Here is a 16,614-nt window from a genome sequence, read left to right as displayed (position 1 = left end):
TGTAAATAAAAAAAGTTAGTAGTTTACAAACTACTAACTTTTCCATTTAAACTTTATTTCTTTTTCTTTCTATTTATTCCAATCATTAAACCAGTTGCTCCAACTCCTAATAAAGAGTATGTTAAGATACTAGCATCTCCTGTAGCTGGAGATGTAACTCCTGGGTTTATTGATGGTTTATTTGGCTTACTTGTACTAGGTTTATCTATTGAAGGTTTTTCTGGATCAACAGGTTTTGGTTTTTCTGGATCTGGATCTGGCTTAGGTGTAGGTTTAACTTTTTCGTTTTCTATGTTTCCTAGATCCACTATTTCAAACTTTCCTTTTTCTATGTTAAGCTCTACTTTTTTAGGACTTAACATATAACCGTCTGGCGCTTTTGTTTCTACTAGATAGTATTTTCCTTCTCTTTCTACTGCTCCATATATCTTTCCGTCTTTGTCACTTACTAATTTCTCTATCACTACTTTTCCTTTTGCATCTTCTAATCTAAATTCTGCTCCTTGTAGTGCATTTCCATTTTCACTATCTACTTTCTTTCCTTCAAACTTGTATGCTTCTGGATCTACTTTGTTTTCTATGTTTCCTAGATCCACTATTTCAAACTTTCCTTTTTCTATGTTAAGCTCTACTTTTTTAGGACTTAACATATAACCGTCTGGCGCTTTTGTTTCCACTAGATAGTATTTTCCAGCTTCATTTACTCTTCCATAAAGTTTACCATCATCACCACTTGTAAGTTTTTCAATTATAACTTTACCTTTTTCATCTTCTAGTCTAAACTCTGCCCCTTGTAATCCTTTTCCAGTTTCACTGTCTATTTTTTGAGCTCCAAACTCATAATATTTATTATTAACTATATAAGGTAATTTTACAACGCTTCCAATAGACTCATCTTTAACTTCAAATTCTACATCTTTTTCAAGTTTATTATATCCATCTGGTGCTTTTATTTCTCTTAGTACATAGTTACCTGCATCTTTTAATTGAGATGAGATTAATCCTTTCTCATCACTAACAAGTTTTTTAATATGAACTAAATCTTTTGATCCATAAGGAATTAAATTGAATAATTTAGATTGATCTACTTTGTATAAATCAAATTCTACATCTTTTAAAGGAGCATTGTTATTGTCTCCATCAACTTTTACAGCTTCAAACTTGTATCCTTTTTTAACTATAGCTGGAGGTGTTTCTTTATCATTTATTTTAGCTATATTTTTAACTGTTTCTCCAACTGGAACATTTGTAAAATCTACTTTCAACTTAACTTCAACTGGCTTATCCTTGCTAGATGTAGGTATATCATCTATATTAACAATTTTTACAGTATGACTATTTTTATCATAATCTACTTTCATAAATTCTGGAGCTTCACAACCTTTGTATTCAACTCTAGAATCTAACTTATCAACTATATTTAAGTATTCAGCTGGGAAAACAGCATTACTCCAAACTTTTATAGTGTAATCTACAATTTGAGAGTCTCCATCTTTAAGCTCAGTTTTATTAGCATACTTAGTTGCATTTATTCCTCCTGCGCTCACTGCATAGTTTACCTCATCTTTAGATACTCTATCTATATCTCTTCCTGTAACCTTAGCTGTATTTTCATAAGATTTTTTTAATGCCGTTATTTCGCACATATATTCAATTCTATATTTACTATATGTATCACCAAAGTTTATTGTAAGTTTATCATTTTTTCCTGACTCATCTTTTCCACATATTTTATCCCAGTTATCTAGGAATTCTTGTGTGCGATTCATAACTTTACCACTATTATCTGTTTCTGTAACTTTAAATCCATCTTTTATTAATTTCATTCCAGTTGGAATTGTGTCCTCAAATACTAAATCAAAAATTCTCTTATTGTTAGGGTTTATATCCACATGATATTTTACTTTGTCTCCAACCTTTGAAATAGTATTTTTATCTGATCCTTTTATTACAACTCTTTCATTCTCTCCTGGATCTATACTTCCTGCTTTTATGTTTACAACTGCACTAGATTCTTCTCTTTGATCTTTGCTATGTGTTAATACCGCAGTATTTTTATACCCAGTTTCTACTAACTCTGTAACCTTAGTTTGATATTTAATCTTATATCTATCTGTTATATTACCAAGGTTTATAGTAAATGAACTTTTATCACTTTCTATTTTCAAATCAGACGTTACATCTTTATATACTCCTGATCCATAGTCTTTTAAAACTCTTATACTTTTATCAACTAATTCCATTCCTTTTGGAATACTATCTTTTAATACTGCATTGTCCTTTTGTTGCATCTTATCATTTACAATTATTTCATAATCAAATGTTTTTCCTATAAAGTTTTTGTCATATGATACTGTTATACTTGAATTCCCATTAACTTTTTTATTTAAATCAGTTTTCCCAGGTGTAGGTTTTATAGGTGTAACTGTAGATGAATCACTATTTTTTCCACCATCCCAAGTTATTTCAGCAGTATTTTTATAACTATCTTTTAACTCAGTTATTTCTGTTTGATAGTCAACTTTGTATCTTCTATTTGTATCTCCGAAATCTACAATAAGAACTTCTTTTCCATCAATAACTTTAACATGTCTTGGAACTTTAGATGCATTCACTTCACTAAATGAGTTATAGCCATTATCAATATATACTTTTATAGTATTTTCTAAAATTTTCATTCCTTCTGGGATAACATCTTTTAATACCAAGTTATTCTTTTGTTGTAGTTCATGATTTACTAATATAGAATACTTAAGTTTTTGTCCTATAAAACCTTGTTCATTATTAGAATTAGGTTTTAAATTTATATTGTCTTTTCCATTTACAGTTTTATTTAAATTTCCTTCACCTGGAGGTCTTGGCTTAGTAACAGTACTACTACCGCTACTTTCACTTCCATTATAAGTTATAGTTGCATCATTTTTATATTCTTCTTTATATTTTACGATTACAGTTTCATATTCAACTATATACTTATTGCTTATATCTCCAAATGCTATTTTAAGTAAATTATCCTGTTGAGTTGTTTTGCTTGAAAATTCAGAAGTTACATCAATGTTTTGACCTCTGACTTCTTTAAAAATCTTCACACTATTTTTCACAAGATTCATTCCATCTGGTATATTATCTTTAAATACAACATTTTCTTTAGACTCTTTAACAGAGTTTACTTCTACTCTATACGCAACCTTCTGTCCTATAATAGTTCCATCTGAACTTGGATTTATCTGACTTCCAGGATAACGTATAGTTTTATTTATATGTGAATCTCCTTTAGCATCTTCTTTAGGAATAGCTTTTACAGAATCACTTTCTGACCCTGTAGTGCTTGATGTGATAATTGCTCTGTTTAAATATTCATTCTTAAATTCCGTTACTTTTAATTTGTATGATATCTTATGTTTATGATTTATAGTATTTAAATTAATCACTAATGGATTTGTACTTTTAATTTCATAATCTTTTATTACCTGAGATGCTCCATTTACTATTTTTTCTACTTTTACACTTCCATCAACCAATTCCATTCCTTCTGGTATATCATCTGTGAATACAGCATTTTCCATATGTGTATATTTTTCATTTACCATTACAGAGTATGGAACTTCTTGCCCAACTACATCTCCATTACTACCTGGATTTATAGTGTAATCATTATCCTGACCATTTACTTTTTTATCTATTAACTTATCGTTAGAGCCTGGTGGGTTTGTTTCTGTATCTATTACAATCTCTTTTCCATTTATCTCGATTATAATTTTACCAGGAACTTCTACCTCTACCTGACTTACAGTTGCACCGATTTTAAGAAATCCACCTATTGCAGTATCTATGTCTGGTCCACATATTAAAGTTACTACAGTTTCTCCATTTTGTTCTTCTATTGTCATATCTTTAAAATGATTTTCTGGATAAACAGGTTTTATATCCTTAAACACACTAGGTAGTACAAATTTAAATTCGTCTCCCTCTTGCGGTACCGGAGCTTCATTATCTGCACTGTATGTGACTTCAAAATCGACTGTATTTCCCGGTGCAAGCTCAACTACAGAGCCTAAGTTTACAGGGTTTCCATTTACCTTCATAACTACGTCTGAGTTAAGTTTAAATGGAGTTCCCTCTGCATAAGCTACACCCATTTGAGTTACCGAAGTAAATATAATATTCAACAAAACTATAAAGAATGTAGCTATACTTATTTTTTGTTTACGTTTTTTCTTATTAAACAATTGCCCCTCCTAAAATTCTATATATTTTTAGACTAATAATTCAAATTGCCACCCCCACAGCATACATATTTAGTCTAAGTCCATGTATAATTTTATAGAGCTTTATAAGAGATTTATATTATACGGTAGTATACATTTTCTTCTACTTTTTAAGACTTTAGTAGTATACAATTCACTTCTCTTTAACATGAAAAAAGGATATACACTTAACAAAACACTGTAAAGTATTTTATTAGGTATATATCCTTTTTAAATATTATTATAATAATTGTAATTGTATTTAATATCAAAATTTTCAATATTATAATACTTCATTTTTTCTTTAATTTTTTCCTTATTCTCATTACTTTCCATTATGTTTATAGTCTTTAAAATACCATCTGCTATATTTTCAAATTGATCAAACGGTATACCTGCTGCTAACTCATCATTTAACCATCCGGCTCTATGCCTTGTTCCAATGCACAATGCTGAAATATTTAAGTCTTTAACTACAAACGGACGAGCAGTACACTCTAAGCAAATAGCCTGATTCCCAACAAAGTTTATGTTTTTAGCTATCCCATAATGATATGAATATCCTTGTACCAATCTCATAATATTATATGGATTAGTTACTATAATAATAATATCTGGTTTTTCTTCAAAATTTTCTATTGGTTGAGCTATAACTCCATAAGCTTTATCGCTCTTATAAGCTAGATTTACTCTTACATCCTTGCTAATTTTTTTATCTTTATATAGTCCAAGCCTTGTCCAGTTTTCTCCATTAGAGTTTTCCAAATCTAATGAATTAATACCAAGTACCTTTACTCCACTTTTACATGCTATTAAATTTTCATTTAATTTAACTTTATATCCACAAGTTGCACTTTTAATCATACCACAATAATTCATAGGATTTTTAGGTATAATAGCATCTGTATTTTCAAATTCAGTCTTTGACTGTAAAAATTTAACCCCAACTATTTTTCTTTTTAATTCTAATGATGCATATATAATATCTATTGATTTCTTCCAATTTTCACGCATATATTCTCACTTATTCCTTTACTTCACTATCATCTTTATAAAAAGTAAAAACTCCTGGTAATTCTCCATCTATTTCTTTTTGAACAGATTCAACTTTTAAACAAGATGCAAAATCTTTTGCCCATTTAGTTTTAGCATTTTCTTTTTTTACAATAGGACCCATAGGACAATTAATAGATTCTTCATCTCTTATAATATAAGATTTTGGATCTTTCCCTGCATTATTCATGTGAGTAAAAAATACTAAGGCTCCATCCATATCTTCTAAACTTCTAACTGTCTGTGCCTGTTCCATATCCACTATATTAACTTTTTTAGGATTCTCTATAATGTCAGCTATAGTGTAGGCTCCTGTATCCTTATCAGACAATTTAATCAGTCCTGATTTTTGTAATACTCTTAACCCAATATCCATATTCATTGCATCATTCATAATAGCTATAGTTGCTCCATTTGGGAATTGATCTACAGAATCATATTTTTCTGAATACAATCCTATCCCTGTGTAGTAACCATATGGTTTTACCATTTCTAAATCTCCATTGTTATTTTCATCAAAGCTTTTTACAAATTTACTATGTTGTCCTAATGCAATATCTACATCTCCATTATTACAAGCTTCTAAAACTACTGGATTTGAGTCAAAGCAAACAAATTCTGTTTTGTAACCCATTTTTTCAAACTCTTTATTCATTGCTTCATAAGATATTTGAGAAATCTCAGTTCCACCAATTTTAATTACCTTATCTTTACTTTCTTTTTTATCATTACTACATGCTACTAATGATAAACATAAAACGATACTCAATATAGCTAAAATTATTTTTCTAAATTTAATTTTATTCATCCTATATACCCCTTTATTGTAAATATTTATATAATTTATTTCCTATACCTTGAATAATTGCTACAAATATTAATAAAATAGCAACTACGAAATACATAATTGCATCATCAAATCTTTGATATCCATATGTAAGTGCTACAGCTCCTAATCCACCTGCTCCAACAGCACCAGCAATTGATGTTACATTCAACATATTAATTAAAAGTATAGTTAAATTTGATACTAATGTTGGTAATGCTTCAACAATCATAACCTTTAAAATAATTTGCCAATTTTTTAAACCAAAAGACTTTGCCATCTTTATAACTTGTTTATCAACAGTTTGCAATGAATTTTGAGTCATTCTCGCTGCAAATGGAGTACAGGCAACTGTAATAGTAAAAATTGCAGCATTAGCCCCAATAGTTGTTCCAACTATTATTCTAGTCAGAGGCATAAGAGCTACAATTAATATTAAAACTGGAAAGGATCTAATAATATCTATTGTTTTATTGATTATTGAATTAATTATTTTGTTTGGATTCAACCCGTCACTATCTGTAATAACCAGTACTATCCCTAAAAAAATTCCAAATATAATAGATAGTATCGCTGAAAAAAATATTATTTTAAGTGTAACAATTATTGATGGAATTATTATATTAGGAAGATATTTAAATAGCCTCGTATTTGTAAACATAACTACCTCCCTCCATTTTCAATTATTTTAAATAAAATGTTTTTACTTTTTAAATAGTTTGTTGTTACACATAAATCTTCTTTGACTAGATTTATAGTTATATTACATATTTTACCTGAAATAGAATTATAAAATTTAGCATCAACTATAGATATTTTATTTTCTGATATTTTAACTAGATCACATAAAATAGGCATATTTACTGTATCTGACAATAAATTAAAAGTCAAATTGATTCCTTCTTCAGGAAGTTCCATTTCTTCTTTTCCTAATAACCTCTGTAATGATTTAGGCTTATTAAGGAACATTTCTGTTACATATCCGCAATCCGAAATATTTCCATCTTCTAAAATAGCCATTCTTTCACATATATTTTGTATTACTTGCATTTCATGGGTAACAAAAACTACTGTTAATCCAATCTCTTTATGGATTTGTTTTATTAATTCTAAAATAGATAAAGTTGTTTTTGGGTCTAGGGCAGATGTTGACTCATCAGACAATAGATATTTAGGTTCTAAGGCTAACGCTCTTGCAATACACACTCTCTGCCTTTGACCTCCACTTAACTCATCAGGTCTTGAATTTAGTTTATTTTCTATTCCAACCATTTCAGCTAGCTTATATACTCTATCCTTTATAAAGGCTCTATCATATCCCCAACATTCTAATGGCAATGAAATGTTTTGAAATACATCTTTTCTTTTTAATAGTGAAGCATTTTGAAATATAACTCCAATATTCTTTCTCATCTCTCTAAGCTCACTTGTACTTAAACTTTCTATTTTAATTCCATCCACTAGTATAGATCCATTTTGGTATTCATCTATACCATTTATGCAATTTAGTATAGTTGATTTTCCAGCTCCACTGGCTCCAACTAATCCAAAAATTTCTCCACTATTTATAGTTAAATTTATATTTTTTAATATTTCATTTTCTCCATATTTCTTGCTCAAATTTTTTATTTCTATCATTTTCGATTTATCATCCCATCATTTTTCTCAATTATAATGTAAATTACATTTTTAATTATAACATTTAACAATTATTTCCTCTTATAGTTATTTTCTATATATATCTTTACTTATATCGATTACCTTTATATTAAATTGTTTTTTAACATAAAAAAGTTCATAGATTATAATCCATGAACTTTTTTCAAACTTTTATTTTAATGTCAAATCTATTCCTGCAGTCTTACTTAAATCATATTCATCACTATTTCCATTGTCTTTATATGGATGCATATATCTAACTTCAAACTCTATATCATCTGCTTTATATGTAACTGCTGTTACCCCAACCTCACTTTCATAAGTTCTATCAATTTCTTTTACACCTTCTGGTAAAATTCCTTTTACATATTCTAGAGAACCTTCCATACTGCGTTGTATTGGTTCTGATTCACTACTATACGATGCTGCAGATAATTTTTGTTCCAATTCTTGTATATTGATTTCTTTTAAATCTTCATCTTCTTGATTTTCAATTTCATTTTCTTTTGCTGTTTCTTGACTATCTTCTACAGTTTTATGTGACTTACTACACCCTACCGTAAATATAAATAATACTAATAATATCCCGATACTAGTCAATCTTAAATTCATATAATTTTCCCCTTGATTGTTAATTTTTTAATTTTTATATTTATTATACTATATATTTTGCTTAGTTATATCAACAAATCATTAAAAAGATGACTAAAATTGATATATAGCTTAGTCATCTTTTTTAGTTTGTTTTTATATAAAACTACATGTTCAATTTCTTTTTTGCAAAATCAATTATCATACTTACTTCTTCAACTTTTAATATTACTATTAATACTCCGTATGTTAAAGCACCTATTCCTATAGATCCAAATAATGATATAGCTTTTTGTATTGTTCCAATTCCCAACATACCTGATAACATACTATATATAACATACGTTGTGATTCCCATCAAAATAGATGATATAATTGATTTAATTGTAGTTTTTATTATTTTATCTTGACCAAAATATCCAATCTTTTTCTTAAGACTTCTAAATAAAATCAATATACATATAATCGCTGATAAGCTTGTAGCAAATGCTAATCCTGCATGACCCATAAATTTAACTAATATTAAGTTTAGTATTATATTCATTCCCATAGCCATAGCTCCATTTATCATAGGAGTCTTTGTATCTTGTAATGAATAAAATACATTACCCAATATATCTCTGAGCCCAAATCCAACCATTCCTATAGAATAAAATATCAATGCGCTTGCTGTAGTTTTAGTAGCATTTGCATCAAACGCACCTCTTTCAAACAATAAACTAACTATCGGTGTAGCTAAAACCATAGCACCTACTGATATTGGAATAACTAAAAGGATTACACTGTTAACGCTCTTATACACAGTTTTTGTAAAGCTCTCTTTATTACTATCAGACGACATTTTAGATAATGCCGGGTATATAGCTGTTCCTATTGATGCTATAAACAATCCCATTACAAAAGAGTTTAATCTGTTAGCATAATTTAAAGCTGAAATACTTCCTTCCAATAATGTAGATGCTAAGGTCCTATCTACCATTGTATTTATTTGATTCACCGCAACTCCAATAAATACAGGGCCTACTAACCATATAACTTTTTTTATATAGTCTTCTTTCAATCCAATTTCAAATTTATATTTATATCCATATCTACGAGCACTTGGAATTTGAAAAACCAGTCTACTTGCCATAGCAATTACAGTACCTATTGGTAGTATATATATATTTATCTTAAGGCTCAGTATAATAACTATTATTATAATAATATTGAATGGAATTCCTACAAGCCCTGGAATCATAAAATTTTCTTTAGCTTGTAAAAAAGATGTTATTATACTACTTGTTCCCATGAACAATGCTCCAAATATCATAATTCTTGTGAATTCTACGGTTAACTTGAAAGTATAACCATCAAATCCCATCGCAAATATTTTTACTACTTGATCTGTAAATAGTAGCACTAATAATACTAGTACCCCACTTAAAATCAAGGTTATATTAAAGATATTATTTACAAATTTATTGCTCTCTTTTATACTTTTATTATTTTCATAGTATAAAGGTATAAAGGTTGTAGCTAATGCAATTCCTATTAAAGAAAATAGTGTTCCAGGTATATTCATAGCAACTATATATGCATCGCTGTAAAATGTAGTCCCATAAATTCCCCCCAGCACTAATTCTCTTGCAAAACCCAAAATTTTAGATATTATAGTTATTATCATTAACATCAATGTGGTTTTGGCTACTTTATTCATCTTACTCGCCTTTTATATAAAATTGGTAACTTTATAAGAAGATATATTGCTATAAAATATATTGCATTTAATGGCATAGCTGCAAAGTATTTTTCTGCATTTAAGTAAGATACTAGAGGCATCATAAAAAACGCATTTAACACAGTCCATACACCTGCATCAATTTCATTTTTTGATTTATTATATAAAAAACCATGAAACATTCCTATTAACATATTGCATAATATAACTCCCATATATCCAAAATCAGCCATAAAGTTTAGATTTGAAGTATATACATTAGTTCTAAATCCACCAGTTCCATATATAGTAGTACTTATGGTGTTTTGAGTTTCAAAATCAAACAATGGAATTACATTTAATGCTTTATATATTATCCTAAATGTCTGTTGCCCAAATAAATCGCTTGTAAATATTAAGTTTTTATACACATGATCAAATGCACCTATACCACCACTTAGATAAATAGCAATATTGTTTAGACCTTCATTAGGATCTATTTTTCCTGCTAGTTTACCCGCTATAAAAAAGTAAGAAAAAATGAGCCCTATACACAAAATTCCCATGATAAGATACTTAATTTCTAATCTTTTTTTATCTCTACCATTTTCATATTTATCGCTATTTACTTGAATTTTATATGCTACAAATACAATAATTAATGAATATATTACAAGTATAGATCTTATCCCTAAAATATATCCCATTATAAATACAGCTATGGACGGCATTAATAAAATACTAACTTTTTTACTCCATCCACTAGTCATGTATTCTTTGACTGCAAAGTATAAATATACTACACCTAACATACGACATACTAATATAATATATGTCCATATACCTAAGTCCACATCCCCATTAGATCTAGTTTCTCCTTTGTATATCATTAAGTTTCTAGTAAACTCTTTTATATTGTCCGATCCTACTATATACTCACTCCCAATACTTAAATACACTATAATAGTTATTAAAATTAATATAGTTGATAAAATTGCCTTGTTGGTTGATATGTTTAATATCTTTTGTTCATACTTCTTATTTTGTAAATTATCATTGTTTTTTAAATGTAAATTTCCTCTCTTTGATGTATTTGCTATCATCATCGTAAATGCAAAACCTAAGTCCACCCACATAATTGCAGTACTCAATATAAAAACTGTCATAGCTGAAATATTAATACCCCATTCTTTATGAAATATTAATAATCCTATGGACCCTAAAAATACTACACTTTTTAAAATAACTAATGGATGTAGCGTTTCTTTTAATATGATAATAGCTATTACTAGTTGAATAAATATTATTATAGTAAATAGTAATTCCATAGTAATTTTCCTTTATTATAAATTTTTTTTGTACCAATCTATCGTCAATTTTATTCCATCCTCGAAGCTATAACTTGGATTATAATTTAATAATTTTCTAGCATTTGATATATCTGCATTTGAATGTTTAATATCACCTTTTCTAGATGGTCCATATATAGGTTTTATATCTTTACATAATAGTTTATTTAAATTTTCATATAATTCATTTAGAGAAACTCTACCTCCATAGGCTATATTGTAAGCTTTTCCACAAGCTTCTTTTGGAGCTAAACAAGCTCTTAAATTAGCTTCTATTACATTATCTATATAAGTAAAGTCTCTTGAATTCTCTCCATCTCCATTTATAGTAGGTGATTCATCGCTTAAAAGTAATTTAACAAACTTTGGAATAACTGCTGAGTAATACGAATTTGGATCTTGTTTCCTACCAAATACATTAAAGTACCTCATCCCAACAGTTTCTAATCCATATAAGTCAAAGTAATTTCTAGCGTATAGTTCATTAACTTTCTTTGTTATAGCATAAGGAGATAATAACTTTCCTTCTCTTCCTTCTACTTTAGGTAAGTTAGGTTCATCTCCATAAACAGATGATGATGATGCATATACAAACCTCTTAACTGAATTATCTCTAGCAGCTGTCATCATGTTTAGAGTTCCTTTTATATTTATTTCTTCATATAACAAAGGCATTTCTATTGATCTAGGAACAGAGCCCCAAGCTGCTTGATGCAATATATAATCTATATCTTTACAAATTTCTTGGCATATTTTGATATCTCTTATATCGCCTTCTACAAACTCAAAGTTTTCATTTTCCATAAAATCTTTTACATTCTCTCTTTTTCCTATTGAAAAATTATCTAAAGCTCTTACAAAATAACCTTTATTTAACAGTACTTCAATAAGGTTGGAGCCGATAAATCCAGCTCCACCTGTTACTAAAAACTTAGTTCCTTTAGGAAATTGTACGTCTTGGTATCCCAACTTTATAACCTCCAGTATAAGTAATTCTTTAACTGAGCTTCTTTTTTATCAAATATACCTTTAACGTCAACCAAAACTAATTTATCTTCATTGTTTAATGAATCAGGCTTTTCTTCATACAATTTTTTTATAGATTCTAAAGTTAATTCCATATATTCCTTATGCCCTACAGCCACTATAACTGCATCCATATTTTTTATATTTTCAAACTTAGTTAGCTCTATCCCATATTCTCTTTTAACCTCATTTTCATCTGCTATAGGGTCAGCAACAAACACATTTATTCCATATTCTTTTAATTCATTTATTATATCTATAACTTTAGAGTTTCTAACATCTGGACAATCTTCTTTAAACGTCATACCTAAAATTGCTACTTTAGCTCCCTTTACTTGCTTATTAGCTTTTATTAGATTCTTAACTGTAGATTCTCCTACATATTTACCCATCCCATCATTTATTCTTCTTCCTGATAATATAACTTGTGAATGATATCCTATTTGTTCAGCTTTGTGTGTTAAATAGTAAGGGTCAACACCTATGCAGTGCCCTCCAACCAATCCAGGATAAAATTTTAAGAAGTTCCATTTAGTTCCAGATGCTTCCAAAACTGCTTTCGTATCTATTTCCATTTTATTGAAAATCATCGATAACTCATTTACAAAGGCTATATTGATATCTCTTTGAGAGTTTTCTATAACCTTAGCGGCTTCTGCTACTTTTATACTCTCTGCCCTATGAACCCCTGCATCTATAATTAATTCATATATACTAGCTATATTTTCTAAACTTTCTTCATCCATTCCAGATACTACTTTAGTTATATTTTCTAATCTATGAAGCTTATCTCCTGGATTTATTCTTTCTGGAGAATATCCAATCTTGAAATCAACTCCACACTTCAGGTTAGATTCTTCTTCTAATATAGGTATACATACCTCTTCAGTAACTCCAGGATACACAGTTGACTCATATACTACTATAGATCCCTTAGTTAAATTTCTTCCTAAAACTCTACTTGCTCCAATTATTGGTCTTAAATCTGGAGTTTTATCATCATTTATTGGAGTTGGAACTGCAATTATATGAAACTTAGCTTCTTTTAACTTAGTTTCATCACTTGTCATTAAAGCTGTTGTTTCTTTTAAAGCTTTATTTCCTACCTCATTAGTAACATCAATTCCTTGTTTATATAGTTCTATTTTTTCTTTATTTACATCAAATCCTATTACATTTATTTTCTTAGCAAAAGCAATTGCTAATGGCATACCTACATATCCCAATCCAATTACTGATATATTTTCTTTTTTATCTTTTATTTTATGATACAATTCTAATGTCAATTTAAAATCCTCCTTTCAACTTATGATATATAATCATTAGTTGAAATAAATTTAGCGGGAACTCCGCCTACTATAATGTTGTTTTCTACATTTTTAGTTACTACAGATCCTGCAGCTACTAAACTTCCTTCGCCTATTGTTACCCCACTTGTAATAACAACATGAGACGCACACCAAGTTCCTTTTTTTATATGAATAGGCTTACTTATCCCTTTGTTTTTTACAACTCCATTTTCAAATACATGATTTGTTGTAGCTAATACACTCATTGGCCCAATAATAACATTATCATCTAATATAATTTTTCCCTTAGCATTTATATAAACATTGTGTGAGATATAGCAGTTGTTTCCCACATGTAAATTTTCTGGATTATTTATGGTAACTCGGGGTGCGATTTGTAGTTTTTTACCGCTTGATCCTATAAATGGTTTAATTAAAAAACCTCTAATTAGGTTGGTATATAAATGATTTGGAAATAATGATGTAATTAAAAACACCATGTGTATTGGTATGTTTCTGAATATAAAGTTTAAATATATTGATAGCTTTTTATTTAATCTCATAATATTCTCCATTACTTAAACTAAATTTATTTAATTCAATATATTTGCAAATTCTTTAAACATTTTAAAAAATTCACTTCTTCTAGCTTCTAATTTATTATTTTCATATTCTTTTGCTTTTTTTAAGTTTATAATTGCTAGTTCTTCTCTGTGCATATTTACATATTCAAAAGCATCTACAAATTCTTTATATGATTTTTTGGGATATATACTTTTATCTAAAAGCAACTCAGGTATTCCTCCTGCATCACTTCCTATAGCTGGACATCCTCTATTTAATGCCTCAATTAATGACCTTGGTAATCCTTCTGTTAAACTAGGTTGAACATATATATCTATATTATCTAGCCAATCAAATACTTCACTATGTGTTAGTACTCCCATAAATTTAACATTTTCATAAGAATCATATTTTTTAGCTATATTTTTAAGGTAGGAATTATCTCCTCCTCCAACTAGCTGATACTCTATTTCATATCCTTTTTCCTTTAAAACTTTTATTGCTTTAATTACATTTTGTTGTCCTTTATATCTGGACCCTACTGTTGCACATGTTCCTAAAATAATTTTTTTATTTAACTTTTCACTTTGTATTTTTTTCAATCTATCTTGTAATATATCTTTTTCATTTTTAGGTAACATAACATTTGAACAAGATATACTTTCACCTTTGGTTGGATATCTTTTTTGTAAAAACTCGTTAGTTACATAAACAACATAAGGAGCTTCTTTAATTTCTTTTTTACACAGCATATACATAATTGGTGCTAAAAATTTACCGGATATACTGTGATTCCATAAAGCATCAAATGGACAACCTACCATTTCAACTAAATAAGGTTTATTTAATTTTCTTATATATTTCAAAGACATTAACCCTATAAAGCTAGGCAATCTTACAATTAAATATCCACTTTGTTTTATCTCTTCTTCTATCTGTTTTCTAACTTTTCTTTTTAATATATCTTTTATACTATTAAAAGTAATAAATGATATATTTTTGCTTATTGTATCTGAAAACTTTGTTTCATTTATATTTGCTTTAGTATGACAGGCCATAATTTTGATTTTCCCAAAGTTTTGAATATATCTATCACAAAATTTATCATCAAATCCATATGAGCAAAAATACTCATATTTAAACTTAGGAAATTTATGATCATGTATAAATAAAAGACTCATATTTTATAAACCTCTTTCTATCTATAACATTTGTGTAATTTGATTTATCTTATCAATATAGCTTTTTATTACTATATCTCTATCAAATTCTTTTTCTGCTTTAGTCCTACTATTTAAACCCATTTCTTTCTTTTCTTCAAAAGATAGGTTTATAAATTTTTCCATAGAGTTTTGTAAGCTTTTATAATCTTTAACTTTGCACAAATATCCATTATATCCATCATCTACATTATCCTTACACCCATATGTGTCACAAGTTATCAATGGTCTTCCTATTGCTGCACCTTCTTGAAGTACAGTTCCCCTTCCTTCTCCATATGATGGCAGTACTATACATGATGATTTTTTCATTATCTCTTGGATATCTGATCTATAACCTAAATAATTTATAACTTTTAACTTTTCATATTCCTTTAATTTATTTAGATATATATCTTCATCAATTGCTCCAACTACATCAAACTCTACATTTGGATATTTATCTATTATATTTTTAGCACTTTCTAAAAACTCTTCTATTCCTTTATCTTTAATAACTCTAGCTATAAAGGTAAATTTGATTTTTTCATTATTAGGGTATTCATTGAATTGAAATTCTTTAAGATTTACTCCTGATCCTGGAACAACACTTATCTGATGTTGATTTGCTATTATCTTTATGTTTTTATAAAAATCTTCATTTTCTTTATTTAAGAAAAATATATGACATGCATTTTTAAATGAAAATTTATTTAACTTTATTAATATTTTCTTTATCCATAAATCTCGTATAAATACACTACCTAAACCTGTAACTGTATGAATTACTTTTTGGTTTAAACTTCTACACGCTATTCCTCCATAAATATTAGGCTTTATAGTGTACGTAAGAACTAAGTTAGGTTTGATTTTCTTTATAATTTTTATATATTGAATCAATAATTTTAAATCTTGTACAACATTCATACCTCTTCTGTTCATAGGAGTTTCTATAAAATTACATCCCATATCTTTAAACTTTTCAACTTTTTCTCCATATGGTAAAGCTATTGTTACATCATATCCAAGCCTTAGTAATCGCTGAGGTAATTCTTTTCTAAAGTTATACAATCCTATATCATAGTTAGCTAAAATTAGAATTTTTTTCATAA

At 28.2% G+C, this 16,614-nt stretch carries 13 protein-coding genes; all 13 read right to left on the bottom strand.

The window, feature by feature from the left end; translation table 11 throughout:
• Positions 1 to 53: 53 nt before the first annotated feature.
• Positions 54 to 4,229: a collagen binding domain-containing protein gene (locus tag RWY47_RS16605; RefSeq protein WP_316030375.1), complete on the bottom strand. Its 4,176-nt coding sequence runs from the start codon at positions 4,227 to 4,229 to the stop codon at positions 54 to 56.
• Between the two features lie 249 nt (positions 4,230 to 4,478).
• Positions 4,479 to 5,261 carry a DUF169 domain-containing protein gene (locus tag RWY47_RS16600; protein ID WP_224170711.1) on the bottom strand — a complete coding sequence of 261 codons (783 nt, stop codon included), beginning with the start codon at positions 5,259 to 5,261 and terminating at the stop codon, positions 4,479 to 4,481.
• Between the two features lie 10 nt (positions 5,262 to 5,271).
• Positions 5,272 to 6,108, bottom strand: a complete 837-nt coding sequence (locus RWY47_RS16595; RefSeq protein WP_224170710.1) for a MetQ/NlpA family ABC transporter substrate-binding protein — start codon at positions 6,106 to 6,108, stop codon at positions 5,272 to 5,274.
• Positions 6,109 to 6,121: 13 nt separating this feature from the next.
• Positions 6,122 to 6,787, bottom strand: a complete 666-nt coding sequence (locus RWY47_RS16590; RefSeq protein ID WP_224170709.1) for a methionine ABC transporter permease — start codon at positions 6,785 to 6,787, stop codon at positions 6,122 to 6,124.
• 2 nt (positions 6,788 to 6,789) lie between these two features.
• Positions 6,790 to 7,764 carry a methionine ABC transporter ATP-binding protein gene (locus tag RWY47_RS16585; RefSeq protein WP_224170708.1) on the bottom strand — a complete coding sequence of 325 codons (975 nt, stop codon included), beginning with the start codon at positions 7,762 to 7,764 and terminating at the stop codon, positions 6,790 to 6,792.
• A 192-nt stretch (positions 7,765 to 7,956) separates the two neighbouring features.
• Complete coding sequence (locus tag RWY47_RS16580; RefSeq protein WP_224170707.1) at positions 7,957 to 8,397, bottom strand: hypothetical protein; 441 nt, start codon at positions 8,395 to 8,397, stop codon at positions 7,957 to 7,959.
• A gap of 145 nt (positions 8,398 to 8,542) precedes the next feature.
• Positions 8,543 to 10,075: a murein biosynthesis integral membrane protein MurJ gene (gene murJ / locus RWY47_RS16575; protein ID WP_224170706.1), complete on the bottom strand. Its 1,533-nt coding sequence runs from the start codon at positions 10,073 to 10,075 to the stop codon at positions 8,543 to 8,545.
• Positions 10,072 to 11,403, bottom strand: coding sequence for an O-antigen polymerase (locus tag RWY47_RS16570; RefSeq protein ID WP_224170705.1), 1,332 nt, complete (start codon positions 11,401 to 11,403; stop codon positions 10,072 to 10,074). The genes murJ and RWY47_RS16570 overlap by 4 nt, the downstream gene beginning before the upstream one ends.
• Positions 11,404 to 11,418: 15 nt before the next feature.
• On the bottom strand, positions 11,419 to 12,393 hold the full coding sequence (locus RWY47_RS16565; RefSeq protein WP_224170704.1) for an SDR family oxidoreductase: 975 nt from the start codon (positions 12,391 to 12,393) through the stop codon (positions 11,419 to 11,421).
• Between the two features lie 2 nt (positions 12,394 to 12,395).
• Positions 12,396 to 13,736: a nucleotide sugar dehydrogenase gene (locus tag RWY47_RS16560; RefSeq protein ID WP_224170703.1), complete on the bottom strand. Its 1,341-nt coding sequence runs from the start codon at positions 13,734 to 13,736 to the stop codon at positions 12,396 to 12,398.
• Between the two features lie 20 nt (positions 13,737 to 13,756).
• Positions 13,757 to 14,302, bottom strand: a complete 546-nt coding sequence (locus RWY47_RS16555) for an acyltransferase (protein ID WP_224170702.1) — start codon at positions 14,300 to 14,302, stop codon at positions 13,757 to 13,759.
• A gap of 30 nt (positions 14,303 to 14,332) precedes the next feature.
• Entirely contained in the window at positions 14,333 to 15,484 is a 1,152-nt protein-coding gene (locus tag RWY47_RS16550; RefSeq protein ID WP_224170701.1) for a glycosyltransferase, read from the bottom strand.
• 21 nt (positions 15,485 to 15,505) lie between these two features.
• Positions 15,506 to 16,612 (bottom strand): glycosyltransferase family 4 protein, encoded by a 1,107-nt coding sequence (locus RWY47_RS16545; protein WP_224170700.1) that lies wholly within the window; start codon positions 16,610 to 16,612, stop codon positions 15,506 to 15,508.
• Positions 16,613 to 16,614 lie beyond the last annotated feature (2 nt).

Source organism: Paraclostridium sp. MRS3W1, from assembly GCF_032465715.1.
Taxonomy (GTDB): Bacteria; Bacillota; Clostridia; order Peptostreptococcales; family Peptostreptococcaceae; genus Paraclostridium; species Paraclostridium dentum.
Note: the sequence above shows the minus strand (reverse complement) of the source record. Positions and strands in the feature narration are given on the sequence as shown.

Bases quoted from the DNA above. Each gene is read 5' to 3' on its own strand.
- RWY47_RS16590 (WP_224170709.1), bottom strand. From the start codon at position 6,787: ATGTTTACAAATACGAGGCTATTTAAATATCTTCCTAATATAATAATT.
- RWY47_RS16550 (WP_224170701.1), bottom strand. From the start codon at position 15,484: ATGAGTCTTTTATTTATACATGATCATAAATTTCCTAAGTTTAAATAT.
- RWY47_RS16585 (WP_224170708.1), bottom strand. From the start codon at position 7,764: ATGATAGAAATAAAAAATTTGAGCAAGAAATATGGAGAAAATGAAATA.
- RWY47_RS16600 (WP_224170711.1), bottom strand. From the start codon at position 5,261: ATGCGTGAAAATTGGAAGAAATCAATAGATATTATATATGCATCATTA.
- RWY47_RS16545 (WP_224170700.1), bottom strand. From the start codon at position 16,612: ATGAAAAAAATTCTAATTTTAGCTAACTATGATATAGGATTGTATAAC.
- RWY47_RS16595 (WP_224170710.1), bottom strand. From the start codon at position 6,108: ATGAATAAAATTAAATTTAGAAAAATAATTTTAGCTATATTGAGTATC.
- RWY47_RS16555 (WP_224170702.1), bottom strand. From the start codon at position 14,302: ATGAGATTAAATAAAAAGCTATCAATATATTTAAACTTTATATTCAGA.
- murJ (WP_224170706.1), bottom strand. From the start codon at position 10,075: ATGAATAAAGTAGCCAAAACCACATTGATGTTAATGATAATAACTATA.
- RWY47_RS16580 (WP_224170707.1), bottom strand. From the start codon at position 8,397: ATGAATTTAAGATTGACTAGTATCGGGATATTATTAGTATTATTTATA.
- RWY47_RS16570 (WP_224170705.1), bottom strand. From the start codon at position 11,403: ATGGAATTACTATTTACTATAATAATATTTATTCAACTAGTAATAGCT.